Annotated in this window: 18 protein-coding genes; 8 read left to right on the forward strand and 10 right to left on the reverse strand. The window is 59.9% G+C overall.

Annotated features, from left to right (window positions below):
- Window positions 1–115: 115 nt before the first annotated feature.
- The 5 genes from PMI18_RS08780 to PMI18_RS08760 all read right to left on the reverse strand — a co-directional run bounded on the left by PMI18_RS08780 (window position 116) and on the right by PMI18_RS08760 (window position 4,570).
- A complete protein-coding gene (locus PMI18_RS08780; RefSeq protein ID WP_007903780.1) occupies window positions 116–1,273 on the reverse strand; it encodes a phospholipase D-like domain-containing protein in 1,158 nt (385 codons plus the stop codon).
- A 1-nt stretch (window position 1,274) separates the two neighbouring features.
- Window positions 1,275–1,865 carry a YceI family protein gene (locus PMI18_RS08775; protein WP_007903781.1) on the reverse strand — a complete coding sequence of 197 codons (591 nt, stop codon included), beginning with the start codon at window positions 1,863–1,865 and terminating at the stop codon, window positions 1,275–1,277.
- A gap of 233 nt (window positions 1,866–2,098) precedes the next feature.
- Window positions 2,099–2,428 carry a hypothetical protein gene (locus PMI18_RS08770; protein WP_007903782.1) on the reverse strand — a complete coding sequence of 110 codons (330 nt, stop codon included), beginning with the start codon at window positions 2,426–2,428 and terminating at the stop codon, window positions 2,099–2,101.
- Window positions 2,425–3,519: a serine hydrolase domain-containing protein gene (locus PMI18_RS08765; RefSeq protein WP_007903784.1), complete on the reverse strand. Its 1,095-nt coding sequence runs from the start codon at window positions 3,517–3,519 to the stop codon at window positions 2,425–2,427. The genes PMI18_RS08770 and PMI18_RS08765 overlap by 4 nt, the downstream gene beginning before the upstream one ends.
- 169 nt (window positions 3,520–3,688) lie before the next feature.
- Window positions 3,689–4,570, reverse strand: a complete 882-nt coding sequence (locus PMI18_RS08760) for an acyl-CoA dehydrogenase family protein (protein ID WP_007903791.1) — start codon at window positions 4,568–4,570, stop codon at window positions 3,689–3,691.
- A 154-nt stretch (window positions 4,571–4,724) separates the two neighbouring features.
- On the opposite strand from PMI18_RS08760, the gene olsB reads away from it, so the two are divergent.
- On the forward strand, window positions 4,725–5,480 hold the full coding sequence (gene olsB, locus PMI18_RS08755) for an L-ornithine N(alpha)-acyltransferase (protein WP_007903792.1): 756 nt from the start codon (window positions 4,725–4,727) through the stop codon (window positions 5,478–5,480).
- Window positions 5,480–6,274 carry a lysophospholipid acyltransferase family protein gene (locus tag PMI18_RS08750; protein ID WP_007903795.1) on the forward strand — a complete coding sequence of 265 codons (795 nt, stop codon included), beginning with the start codon at window positions 5,480–5,482 and terminating at the stop codon, window positions 6,272–6,274. The genes olsB and PMI18_RS08750 overlap by 1 nt, the downstream gene beginning before the upstream one ends.
- Before the next feature lie 92 nt (window positions 6,275–6,366).
- Here the strand turns inward: PMI18_RS08750 and PMI18_RS08745 are convergent, their stop codons facing one another.
- Entirely contained in the window at window positions 6,367–6,951 is a 585-nt protein-coding gene (locus PMI18_RS08745) for an acyl carrier protein phosphodiesterase (protein ID WP_007903796.1), read from the reverse strand.
- A gap of 154 nt (window positions 6,952–7,105) precedes the next feature.
- On the opposite strand from PMI18_RS08745, the gene PMI18_RS08740 reads away from it, so the two are divergent.
- The 3 genes from PMI18_RS08740 to PMI18_RS08730 are packed head-to-tail and all read left to right on the forward strand — an operon-like array spanning window position 7,106 to window position 9,666.
- Window positions 7,106–7,426: an ArsR/SmtB family transcription factor gene (locus PMI18_RS08740; protein ID WP_007903797.1), complete on the forward strand. Its 321-nt coding sequence runs from the start codon at window positions 7,106–7,108 to the stop codon at window positions 7,424–7,426.
- Between the two features lie 2 nt (window positions 7,427–7,428).
- A complete protein-coding gene (locus PMI18_RS08735) occupies window positions 7,429–8,595 on the forward strand; it encodes an MFS transporter (RefSeq protein ID WP_007903798.1) in 1,167 nt (388 codons plus the stop codon).
- 21 nt (window positions 8,596–8,616) lie between these two features.
- On the forward strand, window positions 8,617–9,666 hold the full coding sequence (locus PMI18_RS08730) for an alkene reductase (protein WP_007903799.1): 1,050 nt from the start codon (window positions 8,617–8,619) through the stop codon (window positions 9,664–9,666).
- A 136-nt stretch (window positions 9,667–9,802) separates the two neighbouring features.
- Here the strand turns inward: PMI18_RS08730 and PMI18_RS08725 are convergent, their stop codons facing one another.
- Window positions 9,803–10,687, reverse strand: a complete 885-nt coding sequence (locus PMI18_RS08725) for a DMT family transporter (RefSeq protein ID WP_007903800.1) — start codon at window positions 10,685–10,687, stop codon at window positions 9,803–9,805.
- A 160-nt stretch (window positions 10,688–10,847) separates the two neighbouring features.
- Window positions 10,848–11,480 (reverse strand): efflux system transcriptional repressor EmhR, encoded by a 633-nt coding sequence (gene emhR, locus PMI18_RS08720; protein ID WP_007903801.1) that lies wholly within the window; start codon window positions 11,478–11,480, stop codon window positions 10,848–10,850.
- 264 nt (window positions 11,481–11,744) lie between these two features.
- Here emhR and emhA point away from each other — a divergent pair, with 264 nt between their 5' ends.
- The 3 genes from emhA to emhC are packed head-to-tail and all read left to right on the forward strand — an operon-like array spanning window position 11,745 to window position 17,527.
- The gene (gene emhA / locus PMI18_RS08715) at window positions 11,745–12,902 is read left to right on the forward strand and encodes an efflux RND transporter periplasmic adaptor subunit EmhA (protein WP_007903804.1); all 1,158 of its coding nucleotides are present in this window, start codon (window positions 11,745–11,747) and stop codon (window positions 12,900–12,902) included.
- A 3-nt stretch (window positions 12,903–12,905) separates the two neighbouring features.
- A complete protein-coding gene (emhB, locus tag PMI18_RS08710) occupies window positions 12,906–16,067 on the forward strand; it encodes an efflux RND transporter permease subunit EmhB (RefSeq protein ID WP_007903807.1) in 3,162 nt (1,053 codons plus the stop codon).
- Window positions 16,067–17,527 carry an efflux RND transporter outer membrane subunit EmhC gene (gene emhC / locus PMI18_RS08705; protein WP_007903808.1) on the forward strand — a complete coding sequence of 487 codons (1,461 nt, stop codon included), beginning with the start codon at window positions 16,067–16,069 and terminating at the stop codon, window positions 17,525–17,527. The genes emhB and emhC overlap by 1 nt, the downstream gene beginning before the upstream one ends.
- A 146-nt stretch (window positions 17,528–17,673) precedes the next feature.
- Here emhC and PMI18_RS08700 read toward each other — a convergent pair whose 3' ends face one another.
- On the reverse strand, window positions 17,674–19,626 hold the full coding sequence (locus tag PMI18_RS08700) for a multinuclear nonheme iron-dependent oxidase (RefSeq protein WP_007903810.1): 1,953 nt from the start codon (window positions 19,624–19,626) through the stop codon (window positions 17,674–17,676).
- 15 nt (window positions 19,627–19,641) lie between these two features.
- Window positions 19,642–20,796, reverse strand: a complete 1,155-nt coding sequence (locus PMI18_RS08695) for an aKG-HExxH-type peptide beta-hydroxylase (RefSeq protein ID WP_007903811.1) — start codon at window positions 20,794–20,796, stop codon at window positions 19,642–19,644.
- Window positions 20,797–20,809: the final 13 nt, after the last annotated feature.

The following is a 20,809-nucleotide window of genomic DNA, read 5'->3' on the forward strand; positions in this document are numbered from 1 at the left end:
CGGACTGATCGTTCCCACGCTCCGCGTGGGAATGCAGCCCGTGACGCTCCGCGTCACTGGACGCGGAGCGTCCCTAGAGGCATTCCCACGCGGAGCGTGGGAACGATCTGGGTGACTATCCCCGCCGATCCAGCAGATTCACCACCAGCCGATCCACCCATCCCCACACCCTTTGCTTGACCCGCCGCCACAACGGTCGGCGCTTCCATGCCTCGAGGCTGACTTCCTGGCTCAGGGCAAAGTCATTCTCGAAACTCGCCGCCACCGCCCGGGTCAGCCCGGGGTCCAGGGCTTCGAGGTTGGCTTCCAGATTGAAACGCAGATTCCAGTGATCGAAGTTGCACGAGCCGATGCTCACCCAGTCATCGATCAACACCATCTTCAGGTGCAGGAAACACGGCTGGTATTCGAAGATCTTTACCCCGGCCCTGAGCAATCGCGGGTAGTAGCGATGCCCGGCATAGCGCACCGACGGGTGATCGGTGCGTGGTCCGGTCAGCAACAAACGCACATCGACGCCCCGAGCGGCCGCCCGGCGCAGTGAGCGACGGACTTTCCAGGTCGGCAGGAAATACGGCGTGGCCAGCCAGATTCGGCGCTGGCCGCTGTTCAGCGCGCGAGTCAGCGATTGCAAAATATCGCGGTGTTGGCGGGCGTCGGCATAGGCGACCCGGCCCATGCCCTCGCCCATGGCCGGCACTCGCGGCAGGCGCGGCAAACCGAAGTGCGCAGTGGGTTTCCAGGCGCGCCGATGACGGTTGGCGATCCATTGGCGGTCGAACAGCAACTGCCAGTCGATGACCAAGGGACCGGTGATTTCCACCATCACTTCGTGCCATTCGCTGGTGTCTTTGCCCGGTGTCCAGAACTCATCGGTGACCCCGGTGCCGCCGACCACCGCCAGGCATTGATCCACCAGCAGCAACTTGCGGTGGTCGCGATAGAAATTGCCCACCCAACGGCGCCAGCTCAGGCGGTTGTAGAAACGCAACTCGACACCGGCGGCCATCAGGCGCTGACGCAAGGTCAGGGTGAAGGCCAGGCTGCCATAGTCATCGAACAGGCAGCGCACCCGCACGCCGCGTTCGGCAGCCTGGACCAGCGCCTGAACCATGGCCTCGGCGCAGGCTCCCGCCTCCACCAGGTACAGTTCCAGTTCGACTTGTTCTTCGGCGCGGGCAATCGCCACCAGCATTCGCGGAAAAAACTGCGGGCCGTCGATCAGCAGTTCAAAGCGATTGCCTTCGCGCCACGGGAAAATTGCGCCGCGCATCTCAGCGCGCCGTGAAAATCAGCACCGCACCCACCGGCACCGACAGACTGATGGCCGACAAACCGGCAACCTTGCGCAGGCTTTCCAGGCCCGGGGCCAGGTCGAAGTCTTCAGCGTTGATCACCAAAGGTTCGAGAGTCACCACTTGGAAACGCCGGTCATCGAGACGGGTCGCCAGCAGTTCGGCGTTGTATTGGTGTTGTTTGCCATGCAGGTTGACGGTCAGCGGCAAGCGCAACTCCAGTTGCGCACCGGGCGCCAGGTCGTTGATCGGCCGTAGATCGATTTGCGTGGTGATCAGCGCTTCAGGGAACGTCTGGATATCGAACAGTTCCTTGCGCATGCGTTCGTCACGCAGCGGAATGCCGCTGTTGACCGACTCCAGCTCAACCTCCACCTGCGCCAGGCCCTTGGGATCGACCTTGCCGTGCAACACCAGAAAGCGCTGCACTTCGGAAATATTGGCGTTTTTAGTGCTGATGAACGACAGCCGCGAGGACTCGCCGTCCAGGTACCAATTGGCCTGGGCCGACACGGTGACACCGGCCAGCAGCAGGGAGGCGAGGGTTTTGCAGACAAAGCGGTTGAACATAGAGACTCATGGGCAGATAAACCTGAGCGAACCTTAACTGGCCTGAGGCAGGTTGCAAACTTTCTGTTGCTCCGACCCAACCTTTGTGGCGAGGGAGCTTGCTCCCGCTGGAGTGCGAAGCGCTCCCAAAATCAGACAATGAGTTCTTCCAGTAAGACCTCGGCCGCTGGCATTACGACTGCTTCGCAGCCGAGCGGGAGCAAGCTCCCTCGCCACAAAAAAACTGACCACTGTCAGGGTTGCAGGCGACAGCCTTGGCGTTCGCCAACCCAAGCAGCGCTATTGCTGCGCCCCATACCACCAACCGTCACGCGCTTGCTGGCGGCGTCATCAACGAACCCGCTGGTGGGCAAATACTGCTTCACATAGCCCTGGCAATACTCGGCCGGATTGTTCATCACATAGCGACACGAACAGTATTCCTTGGCGGTGTAGGCGCTGATGATGTCCGGGAAAGCCCACAGCGCCACCCGCTCCTGCCAGATCCAGCCGAGCAAGGCGATCAGCAGCACCAGCAACAGCGTGCTGATAGGCCGACGGCGAATAAAACTGCGGCGACTCATGGCTGCACCTTCATGGCAAACGCCTTGAGCGCGAGTTTGAGCAAATCGTTGTGCCGATAACTTCCATCGCGATCATCGCCGTAGCGCACGATCACCAGCTTCTCGCTGGGAATCACGTACATCGCCTGACCCCAATGGCCCAGCGCGGCAAAGGTGTCGGCGGGCGCATCGGGCCAGGGTTGTGTTGCGCCATCCACTGCGCGATTGAGCCACCAATGCCCGCCGGGCACGGCTTCATCCTGGTTGGCTTGATAGCGGGCGAAAGGCTCACGACTGAAGTCGACCCACTCCTTGGGCAGCAATTGCCGCTCACGCCAACGACCGTCGCGCGCCATCAACAGGCCGACCCGCGCCAGGTCCCGGGCAGTGAGATAGGCGTAGGACGATGCGACAAACGTGCCCGTGGCATCAGCCTCCCAGACCGCACTACGAATCCCCAAGGGTTCGAACAGCGCGGTCCAGGGATAATCCGGATAACGGGCCGGGCCGACGATGGTTTTCAGGGCGGCGGACAGCAGGTTGCTGTCGCCACTGGAGTAGCGGAATGCCTGACCGGGTTTGGCGTACTCGTCGTGCTCAACAGTGAACGCGGCCATGTCACGGTGTCCACGGGTGTAGAGCATGGCCACCACCGAGGACTTCAATGGGGCGTATTCATAATCTTCCTGCCAGTCCAGGCCCGAGGCCCAGTGCAACGGATCGGCCATGGTCATGGCGGGGTGTTTTTCCAGCGCTGGATAAAACTTCTGTGCCGGGTCCTGGAGTTTGAATAGGCCTTCGCCATAGGCCACCCCGAGGACTGTGGCCATGAGGCTTTTGCTGATTGACCAGGTCAGGTGCGGCGTTTGCGCAGTGGTCGGGCCGGCGTAGCGTTCGTAGATCAGCTGACCGTCGCGGATCACCAGCAACGCATCGGTGCGAATGCCTTGGTGAGTGGCATCGTCGCGGGGTGGGAATGCGTAGTTCTCTAAAGCCTGAAGTGCCGGGCCTGTGACCTTCGGGCCGGGCGACCATTGCTCGGCCGGCCAGTTTTCGGCCTGGGCCGCGAGACTGAGCAGCAACATGAAAATCAGGGACAAGCCTTTGAACATGAGGGGCGCTCGGAGGGATGAACCTGCAGAGCCTAGTCGAGCTAGATGACAGTTCTGGGATTTGTGTCGTCCAAGAGATCGCCTTCGCGGCAAGCCTCGCTCCTACAGGGATCGCATCCGGCACAAATCCTGTAGGAGCGAGGCTTGCCCGCGAAAGGTCCCTTCAGCCTTATAACAATCCCGCCAACGCCTTGGCCAACCGCTTCCCCCGTGCCCCAGCCGCCAAATCCATCACGGTCTGATCGCGCTGCCACATCGCCGCCCATTGTGGCGGGCCATCGGCCAGGGCCTGATTCACTTCAGCCTTGAGCCCATCGAACTGTGCAAACAACCCGCCCAGCAACACATGCCCGGCCGGGTTGTTCGGCGCCTGGCGGCTGACTTCCGCGCACCCGGCCAGCAGCGCCAGTAAGCGCAGTTGCAAGGTTTGCGGCCAGTCGCTGTCTTGGCCAACGCCGAACAACCACGCAGTCATGGCGCTCAGCACATAGATGTCTTCCAGGGTTCGGAACGGTTTGACGTAAGCATCCCAGCCATCCCCAGCGAGCAATTCACACAGTGCGTTGTCGAGAAACAACCGGCCGTGGCCTATGTCCGGCATCAGCGGCATCGGCGCGAGTTTTTCCAGACGCACACCCGGTTCGCCGGGGTAAACCACCGCAAGGTTCAAGCGCGGCACTTCGCCGGGTTCTTCACTGCGGGCGGCGACCAGCAACCAGTCGGCAGCATCGCCAGCGGTGACGAAATCCTTGCGCCCGTTCAGGCGCAGATCGCGCAGCCGGGTCTGCATGTCCGCCACTCGCAAGCTGCGCTGTTCAGTCGCGCACAACGCGCCGAGGCTCAGCGGCGCGCTCGGCCAGAGCATGCGCAACGCCGCCTGATAACCCACCAGAAACGCCAGCCCCGGCGTCGCCATCAGCCGTGCGCCGGCCACCGCCAATTCGAACGGCGACACCGCGCCCAACTGTTGCAACAAGGTGGCAAAGCCTTCACCCAGGTCAGGGTCGGCGGGCAGGCGATCGCGGCGTTTCAACAGGGTTTGCCAGGGCATAAGAGGCTCCTTGTGGGCTGTCATATAAGCATCACCAAAGCTTCATGGCGATGACACCGGGGCTACATAGCCTGACTTTGCACAACACGGCTGCATAAAGAAAGTCGATCGGCTGCAACCCAAGACGGGTGGCCAGCCCGCACGGAGACTCACAATGACTCAGATCGCCCGCATCAGCGACACCGGCAATGAACGCCGCCTGCAAGCCGAACGCCTGGTGGGCGCCGAGGCGTTGCAGGAAGCCCAGGCCTTGCGCTTCAACGTGTTCAGTGGCGAATTCAACGCCAAGCTGAAAGGCGCGGAGCTGGGTCTGGACATGGATGATTATGATGTTCACTGCGCCCACATCGGCGTGCGTGACTTGAACACCGGTCGCCTGGTGGCGACCACCCGTTTGCTCGACCACACAGCGGCCAGCAGCCTGGGCAAGTTCTACAGCGAAGAAGAATTCAGCCTGCATGGCCTGGTCCATCTGAAAGGCCCGATCCTGGAAATCGGTCGCACCTGCGTCGACCCGGCCTACCGCAACGGCGGCACTATCGCTGTGCTCTGGGGTGAACTGGCCGAAGTGCTGAACCAGGGCGGCTACAGCTATTTGATGGGTTGCGCGAGCATTCCAATGCAGGACGGCGGCATTCAAGCCCACGCGATCATGCAGCGTCTGCGCGAACGCTACCTGTGCACCGAACACCTGCGAGCCGAGCCGAAGAAGCCATTGCCGACACTCGATATTCCGTCCAACGTCATCGCCGAAATGCCGCCGCTGCTCAAGGCCTACATGCGCCTGGGCGCGAAAATCTGCGGCGAGCCGTGCTGGGACGAAGACTTCCAGGTGGCCGACGTGTTCATCCTGCTCAAGCGCGACGAGCTTTGCCCGCGCTACGCCAAGCACTTCAAGGCGGCTGTGTAATGAGCCGCTTGCGGGTGTACGCGCGAATTGCGCGAGTGCTTTTGGTGGTGGCGCTGGGTTTGAGCATGGCCAGTGTGTTCGGGTTGTTCGAGCGACTGGGGATTGCCCATTCGATGGTCCGTCGCCAGCGCTGGTCGCGGTTTTTCATGGCGCGACTGAGCAATGCCCTGCCCTTTCGCGTGACCGTCCATGGTGAATTACCAAAGGCGCCAATGCTCTGGGTCAGCAATCACGTGTCCTGGACCGACATTCCGCTGCTGGGCATGCTCACACCGCTGTCGTTCCTGTCCAAGGCCGAAGTGCGCACCTGGCCGGTGGCGGGCTGGTTGGCGGCCAAGGCCGGCAGTCTGTTCATTCGCCGTGGTTCAGGCGACAGTCAGTTGATCCGCAAACAGATGACCCGTCATCTGGAGCAGGAACATCCGCTGCTGATGTTCCCCGAAGGCACCACCACCGATGGCCGTTCGTTGCGTACATTTCATGGCCGTTTGCTGTCCGCGGCGATCGATTCCGAAGTGGCGCTGCAACCGGTGGCGATTCGTTATCTGCGCGACGGCGAGCTCGATACCCTGGCACCGTTCATTGGCGATGATGATTTGCTCTCGCACCTGATGCGCTTGTTCGCCAATGATCGGGGTGAGGTGGAGATTCATCTGCTCAAACCGATCGAATGCCAGGACCGGGAACGTGCGGCGCTGGCGTTCGAAGCGCAGCAGGCGGTGCAGAGGGCGTTGTTTGGTGAAGTCGCAAAACCTGCCGAGCCACGGCATGCTGGCGAACTGATCGCTGCCTGAATCTGCTTCTGTAAATCTGCTTCTGTAGGAGCGAGGCTTGCCCGCGAAGCTTTTGACGCCCTCAAGGGCCTCTTCGCGGGCAAGCCTCGCTCCTACGGGGATTTGTGTGACCGATTCTGGGCGAAATCCTGAAGCTGCGGATAGAACAACCGAAAATCCTCGCTCAACGGTTCATACAACCGCCGCAATTCCTCCATCGCCCCGGCCAACTCCTCCGGCCGGGTCAACCTGCGCGAAATCCCCCGCAGCACCTGCTCAAGCACTTCGAATTCCTGATATGAACCCAGCCAATCATTGGCCACCATGTGCGGTGCAATCCGCGCCAGGCGCTCCGGCAGCTGCGGTTCGGCGGACAGCACCCGATAAACGTGCGCGGTGAACTGCTCAAGCGGTTGATCTGCGTAAAGCGTCCAGTCCCGCGCCAGGCAGTGGTCGAAAAACACATCGAGCACGATCCCGGCGTAACGCCGGCGCGTGAGGGAAAACCGCGACAAGGCGATGTCCACCCGCGGATGGCGATCGGTAAACACGTCGATGCTGCGATGCAACTGAATGGCCGCTTCGATCTCCGGATCGAACTGCCCTTGCAGCCGTCCTTTGACGAAATCGCCATACAGACTGCCGAGCATTTGACCGGGGCGCTGGCCACCGAGGTGCAGATGTGCGAGATAGTTCATGCGCGCAGCTTAGCACTGCGCCATCCATATCGTTATAACCCGATATACCGATTTACATGGCCATCAGACCAAAATCATATTGGTATATCGCGAAGTACCGATTTAAAGTTCGCCTCATCGCGATATAGCGTTTTACTCATCACGAGCCCAAACCATGACCATCGACCTCGACGAAATAATAAAAGCGCTGGCACACCCAGTACGCCGAGACATCCTCATCTGGCTGAAAGACCCCAAAGTCCAGTTCCCCGAACAGCTCCACAACCACGAGTACGGCATTTGCGCCGGACAGATCGATCAACGCTGCGGCCTGTCGCAGTCGACCGTGTCCGCTCACTTGGCGACCTTACAACGGGCGGGACTGATCAGCAGCCAGAAAGCCGGTCAATGGCACTTTTTCAAACGCAACGAGGACGTGATTCAGGCGTTCCTCGACGCCATCGACAAGGAGCTCCGCGCTCCGACAAGGAACTGACAATGCCTCTCTCGCTACTCATTCTGGCTTTGAGCGCCTTCGCCATCGGCACCACCGAGTTCGTCATCATGGGCCTGTTGCCCGAAGTGGCGGCCGATCTTGGTGTGTCGATCCCCGGCGCCGGCTGGCTGGTGACCGGTTACGCCCTGGGCGTGGCCATCGGTGCACCGTTCATGGCACTGGCCACCGCCAGGCTGCCGCGCAAGGCCGCATTGGTAGCGTTGATGGGCATCTTCATCATCGGCAATCTGCTCTGCGCCCTGGCCAGTGACTACAACGTTTTGATGTTTGCCCGTGTGGTCACCGCGCTGTGTCACGGCGCCTTCTTCGGCATCGGTTCGGTGGTGGCGGCAGGTCTGGTACCGGCCAACAAACGTGCATCGGCCGTGGCCTTGATGTTCACCGGCCTGACTCTGGCCAACGTTCTCGGCGTGCCGCTGGGCACCGCGCTCGGTCAGGAAGCCGGCTGGCGTTCGACCTTCTGGGCGGTGACCGTGATCGGTGTGATTGCGCTGATCGGCCTGATCCGCTTCCTGCCGGCCAAGCGCGACGAAGAGAAACTCGACATGCGCGCCGAACTGCGCGCCCTCAAGGGCGCCGGCATCTGGTTGTCGTTGAGCATGACTGCATTGTTCGCCGCCTCGGTCTTCACCTTGTTCACCTATGTCGCCCCGCTGTTGGGCGAGGTCACCGGAGTCTCGCCACGCGGCGTGACCTGGACCTTGATGCTTATCGGTCTGGGCCTGACGGTCGGCAACATCATCGGCGGCAAGCTGGCGGACAAAAGCCTGGCCGCGACGCTGATCGGTGTGTTCATCACCATGGCGGTCGTGTCCACCGTGCTGACCTGGACCAGCATTGCCGTGATTCCAACCGAGATCACCCTGTTCCTCTGGGCCACCGCGTGCTTCGCCGCCGTACCCGCCCTGCAAGTGAACGTTGTGACCTACGGCAAGGCGGCACCGAACCTGGTATCGACCCTGAACATCGGCGCTTTCAACGTCGGCAACGCACTCGGTGCCTGGGTCGGCGGCAGCGTCATCGCCCATGGCTTCGGTCTCACCCGCGTGCCGCTCGCGGCAGCCGCACTGGCGGTACTCGCCCTGCTGGTGACCCTGATTACTTTCCGTCAGAGCGGCGATGCCGAACTGGCCCCCGCTACTAACTGATCGCTAAAAGAGAGCTATTTCATGACGACTATTTTCGATCCGATCAAACTGGGCGACCTCAAGTTGGCCAACCGCATCATCATGGCGCCGCTGACCCGCTGCCGCGCCGACGAAGGCCGTGTGCCAAACGCGCTGATGGCCGAGTACTACGTGCAGCGCGCCTCTGCCGGTCTGATCCTCAGCGAAGCCACGTCGGTCACGCCAATCGGCGTGGGCTACCCGGACACGCCCGGCATCTGGTCCAACGACCAGGTGCGCGGCTGGAGCAACGTGACCAAAGCGATCCACGGCGCGGGCGGCAAAATCTTCCTGCAACTGTGGCACGTGGGCCGGATTTCCCACCCCTTGTACCTGAACGGCGAAGCACCGGTCGCGCCGAGTGCCATCCAGCCTAAGGGTCATGTCAGCCTGGTGCGTCCATTGGCCGACTTTCCAACCCCGCGCGCCCTGGAAACTGCGGAAATCGCCGACATCATCGACGCTTACCGCGTGGGTGCCGAGAACGCCAAGGCTGCCGGTTTCGACGGTGTGGAAATCCACGGCGCCAACGGTTACCTGCTCGACCAGTTCCTGCAAAGCAGCACCAACCAGCGCACCGACAACTATGGCGGCTCCCTGGAAAACCGTGCGCGTCTGTTGCTGGAAGTGACCGATGCCGCCATCGAAATCTGGGGCGCGGGCCGCGTGGGTGTGCACCTGTCACCGCGTGCCGATCTGCATGACATGGGCGATGACAACCTGTCCGAGACCTTCACCTATGTCGCTCGCGAACTGGGCAAGCGTGGCATCGCCTTCATCTGCTCGCGCGAGAAAGAAGCCGGCGACAGCCTCGGCCCACAACTGAAGGAAGCCTTCGGCGGCCCGTACATCGCCAACGAACGCTTCACCAAGGACAGCGCCAACGAATGGCTCGCCAGTGGCAAGGCTGACGCAGTGGCATTCGGTGTACCGTTTATCGCCAACCCGGACCTGCCGGCACGTTTGAAGGCCGATGCGCCGTTGAATGAAGCACGTCCGGAACTGTTCTATGCGAAGGGTCCGGTCGGTTACATCGACTACCCGGCGCTGTAAACATCCGCCGTTGAAATGCAAAAGCCCCGACTCGAAAGAGCCGGGGCTTTTGCATTTTGCATATAGAAGATCAAAAGATCGCAGCCTTCGGCAGCTCCTACAGGGTGTACGCCATTCAAATGCAGGAGCGATCTAGTCAGCGTTTGCGCTGTCCCCAGGCGACCGCGAGACCGCTGAGGCAAATTACCGTGATACCGATCACGCCAAAGCTGTCCGGGGTATGGTCGAAGATCAAATACCCGTATATCCCGGCAAACAGGATCTGCCCGTAACTGAACGGTGCCAGCATCGCCGGGGCCGCATGGCGGAAGGCTTGGGTCAGCAACATGTGACCGAGCATGCCGCAAGTGCCCAGCCCGATCATGAACAGGCCATGCAGCAGCGTCGGCGTGCTCCAAAAGAACGGCAACAGCGCAGTCATGAGCAGGCTGTTGAGAATGCCGGTGAGAAAGTTGCTGGTGGTCGGGCTGTCGATACCGCTGAGCAGGCGGGTGAGCAATTGATAGAAGCCAAAACACAAGGCCGAGCACAGTGGCAACAAGATCGCCGGGGTGAACAGCGCACCACCGGGCCGCACGACGATCAACACGCCGACAAATCCACCCAGCACCGCCAGCCACTGATGACGGGTTACCCGCTCATGCAGCAACGGTACGGACAACGCAGTCACCAATAAAGGCGCAAGAAAAGTGACGGCTGTGGCTTCAGCCAAGGGGATGTAACGCAGACCGGTAGTGAAAAACAGGCTGGTGCCGATCAGGCACAGGGCGCGCAATAACTGCAAACCCGGACGCTTGGTGCGCACTACCACCGAGAAACCACTGCGTGGCACGAAAATCACCAGCATCAACAAGGTGTGCACCACGTAGCGTGCCCAAACCACCATCACGATCGGATAGAACCCGGACAAGTACTTGGACAAAGTGTCGTGACTGGCGAACAACAAAACCGCCAGGCAGATCAGCGCGATACCCTTTATCGGCTGCTCGGCGCCCTTGTAGCCCGGGTGGTTAACATTCATTCACACACTCGACACAAAATCCCTACAAAATACGTAGCTCGCTACCTATCAACCTGGCAAACGTACGTATATAAAAGCACCCCATTACAGAAAGGCGAGCGAAGCAGGGACATTCCCGCTTCAAGTCTTGACACAAACGGATCCAATTACGCATTTTGTTTCAATTGCGCAGGCTGGGACTCAAGCGCAGCATATCCAACGCTGTATCGACACAGCGCTCGGCTTCGGTGTGCAGTTGAAAACTGTCGGGAGCCAACAGCCACTGATACAGGATGCCATCGACGTACGCATGCAGACTGATGGCCGCGCGAGCAGTGTCGAGGTTTTCCGGCAACTGCCCGCGATTCACCGCATTACTCAGAGCCAGAGCGATTCGCACATTGCAATCGAGACTGGCCGTTCGGCGCTGCTGGCGCAGATCGCACATTTCATCGGTGAATTCGCACTTATGAAAAAGAATCTCGTTGATGCGTCGGGTTTTCGGGTCCAGGGCAACTTGATGAAACAAATGAATCAGCAGTTTGCGCATGCAACCCAGCGGATCGAGTTCATCTTCGCTTTCACTGGCCTTGGCCATTTCATCCAGCGGCTCATGCAAGCTATCGAGCATCGCCTGCACCAGATCCGCCTTGTTACTGAAATGCCAGTAGATGGCCCCGCGAGTCACGCCGGCCAGGGTAGCGATATCCGCCAGCGTCGTGCGTGCCACGCCCCGCTCATAAAAGGCTTTTTCTGCCGCTTCGAGTATCTGGCTTCGGGTTTCTTGAGCTTCCTCTTTGGTACGACGGACCATGGCAGTAAAACCTCAATCAGGGTGCTTCAGCGATGTCTGAATATCAGCTGAATAAAAGTGGGGCGAGCGCTCTTGGGCGTCTCATCAGGCCTACAATTCAAACCTTTGAACGGCTTTTGTAACCGGATGGGTACACCGCCAAGGCCTTTACAAACAACCATGAACGTAAGTATATTCCTTAGCAAGCTACTTATCCACCCGGCAAAAATTTTTTAACCTTCCACATTTCTTGTGCGCAATTGCGCGCCTGACCCGAGGATCTTCATGCAATTCAAGCCAGCTGTTACCGCTCTGGTTACTGCCGTCGCCCTGGCATCGCTGCTCAGCGGATGTAAAAAGGAAGAGGCGGCACCTGCCGCACCAACCCCTCAGGTCGGCGTCGTAACCCTGCAACCTCAAGCCTTCACCCTGACGTCCGAACTTCCGGGGCGCACCAGTGCGTTCCGCATCGCCGAAGTTCGCCCACAGGTCAACGGCATCATTCTCAAGCGACTGTTCAAGGAAGGCGGCGATGTCAAGGCCGGTCAGCAGCTTTATCAGATCGACCCATCGGTCTATGACGCGACCCTGAAAAGCGCCGAAGCCAACCTGCGTTCGACCAAGTCGATCTCCGACCGCTACAAGCAACTGGTCGATGAACAGGCTGTCAGCCGTCAGGAATACGACACCGCGCTGGCCAACCGCCTGCAATCGGAAGCGTCCCTGCAGAGCGCCCAGATCAACGTGCGCTACACCAAGGTTTACGCACCGATCTCTGGCCGTATCGGCCGTTCGTCGGTGACAGAAGGCGCGCTGGTCAGCAGCGGCCAGACCGACGCCATGGCCGTCATTCAGCAACTGGACCCGATCTACGTCGACGTCACCCAGTCTTCGGTGGAGCTGCTTGAGCTGCGCCGTGAACTGGAAAGCGGTCGCCTGCAAAAAGCGGGCGACAACGCCGCCGCGGTCAAGCTGACCCTGGAAGATGGCAGCCAGTACACGCTGGACGGCAAACTCGAGTTCTCCGAAGTTTCGGTTGACCAGACCACCGGTTCGGTGACCCTGCGCGCCGTGTTCCCGAACCCTGATCACACCCTGCTGCCGGGCATGTTCGTTCACGCTCAGTTGCAGGCTGGTGTGGACAGCGCGGCGATTCTGGCCCCGCAACAAGGCGTGACTCGCGACCTCAAAGGCTCTCCGACCGCGCTGGTCGTCGGTCCGGACAACAAGGTCGAACTGCGTCAGCTCAAGGCCAGCCGCACTGTCGGTAACCAATGGCTGATTGAAGACGGGCTGAAGGCCGGCGATCGCGTGATCACCGAAGGGCTGCAATTCGTCAGACCTGGCGTTGAAGTGAAAGCCACTGAAGCCACTAACGTTGGCGCAAAGAGCCCGGCCACCGCACAGGCAGCTAATACTGCTGCCGGCGGCAAAGGGGAGTAAACCATGTCGAAATTTTTTATCGACCGTCCGATTTTCGCCTGGGTAATTGCCCTGGTGATTATGCTGGTCGGGGCTCTATCGATTCTCAAACTGCCGATCAACCAATACCCGAGCATTGCGCCTCCAGCTATTGCGATCTCGGTGACCTACCCGGGCGCGTCTGCACAAACCGTGCAGGACACCGTGGTGCAAGTGATCGAGCAACAGCTCAACGGTATCGATAACCTGCGTTATGTCTCCTCGGAAAGTAACTCCGACGGCAACATGACCATTACCGCGACCTTTGAGCAGGGCACCAACTCCGATACCGCGCAGGTTCAGGTCCAGAACAAGCTGAACCTGGCCACCCCGCTGTTGCCGCAAGAAGTGCAGCAACAGGGCATCCGCGTGACCAAGTCGGTGAAAAACTTCCTGATGGTCATCGGCGTGGTGTCGCGCGACGGCAGCATGACCAAGGACGACCTGTCCAACTACATCGTGTCGAACATGCAGGACCCGATTTCGCGCACCGCCGGTGTCGGTGACTTCCAGGTCTTCGGTGCCCAGTACGCGATGCGGATCTGGCTGGACCCGGCCAAGTTGAACAACTACAACCTGACCCCGGTGGACGTGAAAACCGCCATCGCGGCGCAGAACGTCCAGGTCTCGTCCGGTCAACTCGGCGGCTTGCCTGCCCTGCCCGGCCAGCAGCTGAACGCGACGATCATCGGCAAGACCCGTCTGCAGACCGCCGAGCAGTTCAAGGCGATTCTGCTGAAGGTCAACAAGGACGGCTCGCAAGTGCGTGTCGGCGACGTTGCCGAAGTCGGTCTGGGTGGCGAAAACTACTCGATCAGCGCCCAGTTCAACGGCGCCCCGGCCTCCGGCCTGGCGGTGAAACTGGCCAACGGCGCCAACGCCCTCGACACCGCAAAAGCCCTGCGCAATACCATCGACACCCTCAAGCCTTTCTTCCCGGAAGGGATGGAAGTGGTGTTCCCGTACGACACCACCCCGGTGGTGACCGAGTCGATCAAGGGCGTGGTTGAAACCCTGGTCGAAGCGATCGTGCTGGTGTTCCTGGTGATGTTCCTGTTCCTGCAGAACTTCCGCGCCACCGTCATCACCACGATGACCGTGCCGGTGGTATTGCTGGGTACGTTCGGGATCCTCGCGGCGTTCGGTTTCAGCATCAACACCCTGACCATGTTCGGTATGGTGTTGGCCATCGGCTTGCTGGTGGACGATGCCATCGTCGTGGTGGAAAACGTCGAACGGGTCATGAGCGAAGAAGGCCTGTCACCCAAGGAAGCCACCAAGAAATCCATGGGGCAGATCCAGGGTGCCCTGGTCGGTATCGCCCTGGTGCTGTCGGCGGTACTGCTGCCGATGGCGTTCTTCAGTGGCTCCACCGGTGTGATTTACAAGCAGTTCTCGATCACCATCGTTTCGGCCATGGCCTTGTCGGTATTGGTGGCGTTGATCTTCACCCCGGCGCTCTGCGCAACCATGCTCAAGGCGATTCCGAAAGGTGAGCACGGGACGCCGAAACGCGGCTTCTTCGGCTGGTTCAACCGCAGCTTCGACCGTGGCGTCAAAAGCTACGAACGTGGCGTGGGCAATATGCTCGCGCACAAGGCTCCCTACCTGCTGGCGTACCTGATCATCGTGGTCGGCATGATCTGGCTGTTCACCCGTATTCCAACGGCGTTCCTGCCGGAAGAAGACCAGGGCGTACTGTTTGCTCAAGTGCAGACACCGGCCGGTTCCAGCTCCCAGCGCACGCAGGTGGTCGTGGACGAAATGCGCGAATTCCTGCTGCGTCCGAGCAAGGAAGGCGGTGAAGGCGATGCGGTAGCCTCGGTGTTTACCGTGACCGGCTTCAACTTCGCCGGTCGTGGCCAGAGTTCGGGTATGGCGTTCATCATGCTCAAGCCATGGGAAGAACGTAACGCCGACAACAGCGTGTTCAAACTCGCGGCCCGTGCCCAACAGCACTTCTTTACCTTCCGCGACGCCATGGTGTTTGCCTTCGCACCACCGGCGGTACTGGAACTGGGTAACGCCACCGGTTTCGACGTGTTCCTTCAGGACCGCGCCGGTATCGGTCACGAGAAACTGATGGAAGCCCGTAACCAGTTCCTCGGCATGGCGGCGCAAAGCAAGGTCCTGTCGCAAGTCCGTCCTAACGGCCTGAACGACGAACCGCAATATCAGCTGGAAATCGACGATGAGAAGGCCAGCGCCCTGGGCGTGACCCTCACCGACATCAACAACACCCTGTCGATTGCCTTGGGCAGTAGCTATGTAAACGACTTCATCGACCGCGGTCGAGTGAAGAAGGTTTACATACAAGGCCTGCCTGGCGCTCGCATGAGCCCTGAGGACCTGAAGAAGTGGTACGTGCGCAACAGCGCCGGCACCATGGTTCCGTTCTCGTCGTTCGCCAAGGGTGAGTGGATCTACGGTTCGCCGAAACTGGCCCGTTACAACGGCGTGGAAGCGATGGAAATCCTCGGTGCTCCGGCGCCAGGCTATTCCACTGGTGAAGCGATGGCCGAAGTCGAAGCCCTGGCCAAGAAACTGCCGGCCGGTGTCGGTATTTCCTGGACTGGCCTGTCGTACGAGGAACGTCTGTCCGGCTCGCAAGCGCCCGCGTTGTATGCCTTGTCGCTGCTGATGGTGTTCCTGTGTCTGGCGGCGCTGTATGAAAGCTGGTCGATCCCGATCGCGGTGATGCTGGTGGTACCGCTGGGGATTATCGGTGCGCTGATGGCGACCAGCATGCGTGGCCTGTCCAACGACGTGTACTTCCAGGTGGGGCTGTTAACCACGATCGGCCTGGCAGCGAAAAACGCCATCCTGATCGTCGAGTTCGCCAAGGAACTGCATGAGCAAGGACGTAGCTTGCGCGATGCCGCGATCGAAGCCTGCCGGATGCGTCTGCGACCGATCATCATGACCTCGCTCGCATTCGTGCTCGGTGTGGTTCCGCTAGCCATTTCCACGGGCGCAGGTTCGGGTAGCCAGCATGCGATCGGTACCGGGGTGATTGGCGGTATGATCACAGCCACTGTGCTGGCGATCTTCTGGGTCCCCTTGTTCTTTGTCACCGTGTCGTCCATGGGCCAGCGCAAAGTCGCCGACCAGGATGACGCCATTGAACCATCTAAAGAGGCTGGCTAATGAGCAAGTCGCTACTCTCCATCGCAGTCGCCGCCTTCGTGCTGAGCGGCTGCTCGCTGATACCCGATTATCAGCAGCCTGAAGCTCCGGTGGCGGGCCAATACCCGCAAGGCCCGGCCTATTCGCCGGCCCAGGCACCTAACCAGGCCGCTGCCGAACAAGGCTGGAAGCAGTTTTTCCACGACCCGGCGCTGCAACAGCTGATTCAGACCGCGCTGGAGAACAACCGTGACCTGCGCGTCGCGGCGCTGAACATCGACGCTTATGCGGCTCAATACCGCATTCAGCGTGCCGATCTGTTCCCGGCAGTTTCGGCCACCGGCAGCGGCAGCCGTCAGCGAGTTCCGGCACGGGCCTCGCAAACCGGCGAAGCGAACATCAGCAGTTCCTACTCCGCCACCGTCGGCATCAGCGCCTATGAACTCGACCTGTTCGGTCGGGTTCGCAGCCTGAGCGAAGAAGCCTTGCAGAAGTACTTCGCCACTGAAGAAGCACGCCGCAGCACGCAGATCAGTCTGGTGGCCAGTGTGGCCAATGCCTACCTGACCTGGCAGGCTGACAAAGAGCTGCTGAAACTGACCCAGGAAACTCTCGGCGCCTACGAGGAGAGCTACAAGCTCACCTCGCGCAGCAACGAAGTGGGTGTCGCCTCGGCGCTGGATCTGGCCCAGTCGCGTACCTCGGTGGAAAACGCCCGTGCGCAACTGGCCAAATACACCCGCCAGGTCGCCCAGGATGAAAACAGCCTGGTGCTGCTGCTCGGCACCGGTATTCCGGCCAATCTGCAAGCGGCCAAGCCACTGTCGGATGACGTGCTGAGCGAAGTGCCGGCCGGCCTGCCGTCGGACTTGCTGCAACGTCGTCCGGACATCCTTCAGGCCGAGTACAACCTCAAAGCTGCCAACGCCAACATCGGCGCGGCACGGGCTGCGTTCTTCCCGAGCATCAGCCTCACCGCCAATGCCGGTTCCCTGAGCCCGGACCTGTCCGGTCTGTTCAAGGGCGGTTCGGGCACCTGGTTGTTCCAGCCGCAGATCAACCTGCCGATCTTCAACGCCGGCAGCCTGCGCGCCAGCCTGGATTACTCCAAGATCCAGAAAGACATCGGCGTGGCGAACTACGAGAAGTCCATTCAAACGGCCTTCCAGGAAGTCGCCGATGGCCTGGCCGCACGCCAGACCTACACCGAGCAGTTGCAGGCTCAGCGTGATTTCGTCAGCGCCAACCAGGACTACTACCGTCTGGCCGAGCGTCGCTACCGCATTGGTGTCGACAGCAACCTGACCTTCCTCGACGCCCAGCGCCAGTTGTTCAGCGCCCAACAAGCGCTGATCACCGACCGTCTGGCGCAGCTGACCAGCGCGGTCAATCTGTACAAGGCGTTGGGTGGTGGCTGGAATGAACAGACGGCGAAGAACGAGCCGTTGAAAGAAGAAGCGCCGAAGATGAAGTTGTTCTGATAGCGCGGTAAAAACACGAAGCCCACCGATTGGTGGGCTTTTTGTTGAGCACGAAAAAGACAATGCATTGCCCGCGAAGAATGCACCGCGGTTTTTCAGGTATTACGCGTCATCGTTCTTCGCGGGCAAGCCACGCTCCCACAGATTCACCCGCCCACACCATTGACCAGAAACACCGGTTCCTCCAGATAATCGAGCCCCAAGCGGTTTTCGAACATTTCGTCGCGTAACGCCGCCGTGGTGAAACAGCCCAGGCCCAGAGCGGTGGCCAGCAGTGAAAAGGTCTGGCTCAGATGCCCGGCATCCATCAGCACCACCCGCAGTGCGCGGCTGAATTCGTACTTCCAGGCCATCCGCTCGACCCGCACAGTGGAAACGAACACCGCTGCCGCGTCCTTGATCCACGGTTGCCCGCCACAGGCCTCGCTGATCCAGGCTCGCGGATCTTCCAGGGATAACAACTCAAGCCCGTGACGGCGTACCGAATAGTGGTAAAGGCCCCGCTCGAAACCTTGCACATTCATCAGCACCGCATACACCTCGGTGCCCTGCAGCGAACCGCCGGCCGGCGAGGTTTTCTTCAGAAAGTAATCCCCCATGTGGTTCGGCTCCATGACGGTCGCGCCCCAGGTGTAGTAGAGCAACAGAGACAGCTGCGCCGAACTCAACGGCTGGTCACTGAAGGTTCGCGATGTGCGGCGATTGCCCAGCGAGTCCAGCAACGTCGGCTGAGCGATCGCGCAGGAAGTCAGTAGCGGGTTTTCCAGGGCAATGAACGGATGGGACCAATAGTCCTTGAATGCCGAGGGCTGGCGTCGCGCCGAGGCTTTTTGCTCAAGCTCCGTTTCCAGCTCGGCAACGCTGATGTAGGGCGTATGCGAGCCAGTCCGGGTACTCAGGTAAAACTCCAGCGCCGCGTCCCAGCGGGCCCAAAGATTGAGGGACGGTGCAGTCTGCGATTGATTCGCGACGGGCAGCAAAACACCGTGGCTGACCAGCGTCCTCAGGAACGCCAGGTTGTCGTCCTGTGCGGGACTCTGCAAAACACCCGGCAGCAACAAGGCACTCTCCAGCGTCTGCGGGCTCAGGAAGTGGCGCAGTAACGGCAGAAGCGTCACGCAAAACTCCAGGCTCAGGTCCTGCTGCCGATCCCGGATAAAAAACGACGCCGGGCCGACGCTGAGCCAGGTGCTTTCCCTGAGTTTCAACAGGGTCTGCGTGCCCTCCGCCGGCGTCTCTTGCGCGGCCTGTTGATCGCGCCCCCGCCAGGACAGGGCCTTGGGTCTCAAGGATTTTATGGCCTTGATCAAGGTCAGCAGTTCCGCGTCATCGGTTTTGCGGGAAATATCCCACTCCAGAGTGATCGCTTTCACCGGGGATGACGCAAACAACTGACGCAAGATGTCCCAATCGCGCCGCGGATGGCCGGTGTGAATTTCTATGAGCCGGTCCAGCGGCAACGAGCGCAAATAGTCGTTCAGGTCGTAACCCTGGGTTCTGGCAGTCGCGATCGCGCTGTCGAGATCCAACAGAAAACCCGAGCCGCTACGCTCCACCACACGGGAGATGAACTCGCCTTCGGGCTGCTCTTGTGCGTCGTGCAATGAAAACAGCCGCGGCGCGTTTTCAAGCACCAGCAACGTTGCCGTGAGCTCCTGCAATTCAATGGCATTGGCTACTACCGTGTCAGCCACTTCCTGGGCCAGGGTCGGCAAAATGAAATGCTGAGTGTCGCCACCGTGGAACCGCGACCAGGAAATATGCTCGGCCAGCCATGGCGAGCGGGTTTTGTCGCACAATCGCCGCGTCATGTGCAGAAACTCGCGATCCATCGCGATCCCCACACTGCCCAAGGACAAACTGGACGAATGCAGCAAGCTCGGTGTTTGAGCGCCGATGTCGAGCAAGCGTGGCTCCAGGATGCAGTGCGTCGGCTGAAATTCGACGTAATCGAAATGCGGCAAGCCCTCAGCGAGAATCCGTTCGACGGTCGGATCAAGCCCTTCCTGCGACCTGTCATCCTTAGAACCGTGTCGCGGCAAGTGGTACTCCAGCCCTACCCCTGCCTCGGGAAATTGCGAAGCATCGAACATCGCCATGATCGCCTCCCGGGCTTAAGCAGTCGCACCCAGCGCGCGTTCAGGCACAGTCGCCGTTTTCGCCAACAACCCGGCATGATGGCTCTCCAGCACCCTGACTTCCTGGGCCAGGTTTTCCAGAAGCTGGCGTCCCTGAGGGGTGAAATCGCTACTGGCTTCCAAATCCGGCAAGGCCCGGACCAAGCCCCGCAGAATGAACGCCAGCCGCTTTTGCGCCCGCTGCAGTTCATGGGACGAACGCGAGCGGATCCGCTCCAGGTATTTGACCAATGCGACGTACACGTAAAACGCATGAAAATAGCCATACACATCACGTTTCTGCCCCGACCACGGCAAGGTGAACGTCGCCTCCTGCGAGGCTTCTTCGTTGACGACCGGGCACACTTCGACAATGTTGTAGAGCAATTGATGAGTGGCCTCATGCACCAAGGACTCTTCAAGGTCGAGTATCGAATCGTCCCGGCTCGATAACAGGATGACCCCGGTGTAACGGGACGCCGAACAACTTCGGAATGAAGCATCCGGCAGATAACAGATGGACTTGACCAGTTTTCTGAACTGTTCATGGCAGGCAGGCCAGGTATGCTCTATCCGCAACAAGGCAATATTCACGACATCGCCAAAAAAATGCACGGAGTAGCCACTGCGCTCCAACTTTTTGCGGGTCACTTCATCTTCCGGAAACTCGTAACTGGGCGGTGTCGCCAGCATGATCAGCGGATCGGCATCGAATCGATACACTGGCGGGCAATCATAGGCCGAACGAGATTTGTCCTTTGCTTTCACCCGCGCCAGCACATCGGGAAACTCGACCAGAAACTTTTCCAACTCGGCCGTCTCTTCAGTTTTTTTGGTCAATACCAGGTTGGCATACTTAAAGACCAACGCACTCCATACTTGAAACACCGGGTCATTGATAATTGAATGCTGCTCCGGGGGCGGGAGCAATATAAGGTTCACCGCCTGCTCAAAAAATTCCGCCAGATGCGGTGCATCGGGAAACAGTTTAAAAAGTTCGGCATACAGCACCGTAAAGGTTGTATAGCGATTTCGACTGACACGCTGCTGCAACACTTCAAATCGTGAAGGCTCGGTATCCGGGAGAAATGTCGTGCCCTGGAATAAATCCTCGACGGATAACTCACGTTGCCCACGGTTCCCTGTATCCATTTTTTCAACCTTC

This window comes from Pseudomonas sp. GM102, from assembly GCF_000282555.1.
Taxonomy (GTDB): domain Bacteria; phylum Pseudomonadota; class Gammaproteobacteria; order Pseudomonadales; family Pseudomonadaceae; genus Aquipseudomonas.

What these genes read in the sequence shown, in the direction of transcription:
- PMI18_RS08780 (WP_007903780.1), bottom strand. Translation starts at nt 1,273, where the DNA reads ATGCGCGGCGCAATTTTCCCGTGGCGCGAAGGCAATCGCTTTGAACTG.
- PMI18_RS08740 (WP_007903797.1), top strand. Translation starts at nt 7,106, where the DNA reads ATGACCATCGACCTCGACGAAATAATAAAAGCGCTGGCACACCCAGTA.
- PMI18_RS08760 (WP_007903791.1), bottom strand. Translation starts at nt 4,570, where the DNA reads ATGCCCTGGCAAACCCTGTTGAAACGCCGCGATCGCCTGCCCGCCGAC.
- olsB (WP_007903792.1), top strand. Translation starts at nt 4,725, where the DNA reads ATGACTCAGATCGCCCGCATCAGCGACACCGGCAATGAACGCCGCCTG.
- PMI18_RS08735 (WP_007903798.1), top strand. Translation starts at nt 7,429, where the DNA reads ATGCCTCTCTCGCTACTCATTCTGGCTTTGAGCGCCTTCGCCATCGGC.
- PMI18_RS08730 (WP_007903799.1), top strand. Translation starts at nt 8,617, where the DNA reads ATGACGACTATTTTCGATCCGATCAAACTGGGCGACCTCAAGTTGGCC.
- emhA (WP_007903804.1), top strand. Translation starts at nt 11,745, where the DNA reads ATGCAATTCAAGCCAGCTGTTACCGCTCTGGTTACTGCCGTCGCCCTG.
- PMI18_RS08745 (WP_007903796.1), bottom strand. Translation starts at nt 6,951, where the DNA reads ATGAACTATCTCGCACATCTGCACCTCGGTGGCCAGCGCCCCGGTCAA.
- emhC (WP_007903808.1), top strand. Translation starts at nt 16,067, where the DNA reads ATGAGCAAGTCGCTACTCTCCATCGCAGTCGCCGCCTTCGTGCTGAGC.
- PMI18_RS08750 (WP_007903795.1), top strand. Translation starts at nt 5,480, where the DNA reads ATGAGCCGCTTGCGGGTGTACGCGCGAATTGCGCGAGTGCTTTTGGTG.
- PMI18_RS08700 (WP_007903810.1), bottom strand. Translation starts at nt 19,626, where the DNA reads ATGGCGATGTTCGATGCTTCGCAATTTCCCGAGGCAGGGGTAGGGCTG.
- PMI18_RS08770 (WP_007903782.1), bottom strand. Translation starts at nt 2,428, where the DNA reads ATGAGTCGCCGCAGTTTTATTCGCCGTCGGCCTATCAGCACGCTGTTG.
- emhR (WP_007903801.1), bottom strand. Translation starts at nt 11,480, where the DNA reads ATGGTCCGTCGTACCAAAGAGGAAGCTCAAGAAACCCGAAGCCAGATA.
- PMI18_RS08765 (WP_007903784.1), bottom strand. Translation starts at nt 3,519, where the DNA reads ATGTTCAAAGGCTTGTCCCTGATTTTCATGTTGCTGCTCAGTCTCGCG.
- emhB (WP_007903807.1), top strand. Translation starts at nt 12,906, where the DNA reads ATGTCGAAATTTTTTATCGACCGTCCGATTTTCGCCTGGGTAATTGCC.
- PMI18_RS08775 (WP_007903781.1), bottom strand. Translation starts at nt 1,865, where the DNA reads ATGTTCAACCGCTTTGTCTGCAAAACCCTCGCCTCCCTGCTGCTGGCC.
- PMI18_RS08695 (WP_007903811.1), bottom strand. Translation starts at nt 20,796, where the DNA reads ATGGATACAGGGAACCGTGGGCAACGTGAGTTATCCGTCGAGGATTTA.
- PMI18_RS08725 (WP_007903800.1), bottom strand. Translation starts at nt 10,687, where the DNA reads ATGAATGTTAACCACCCGGGCTACAAGGGCGCCGAGCAGCCGATAAAG.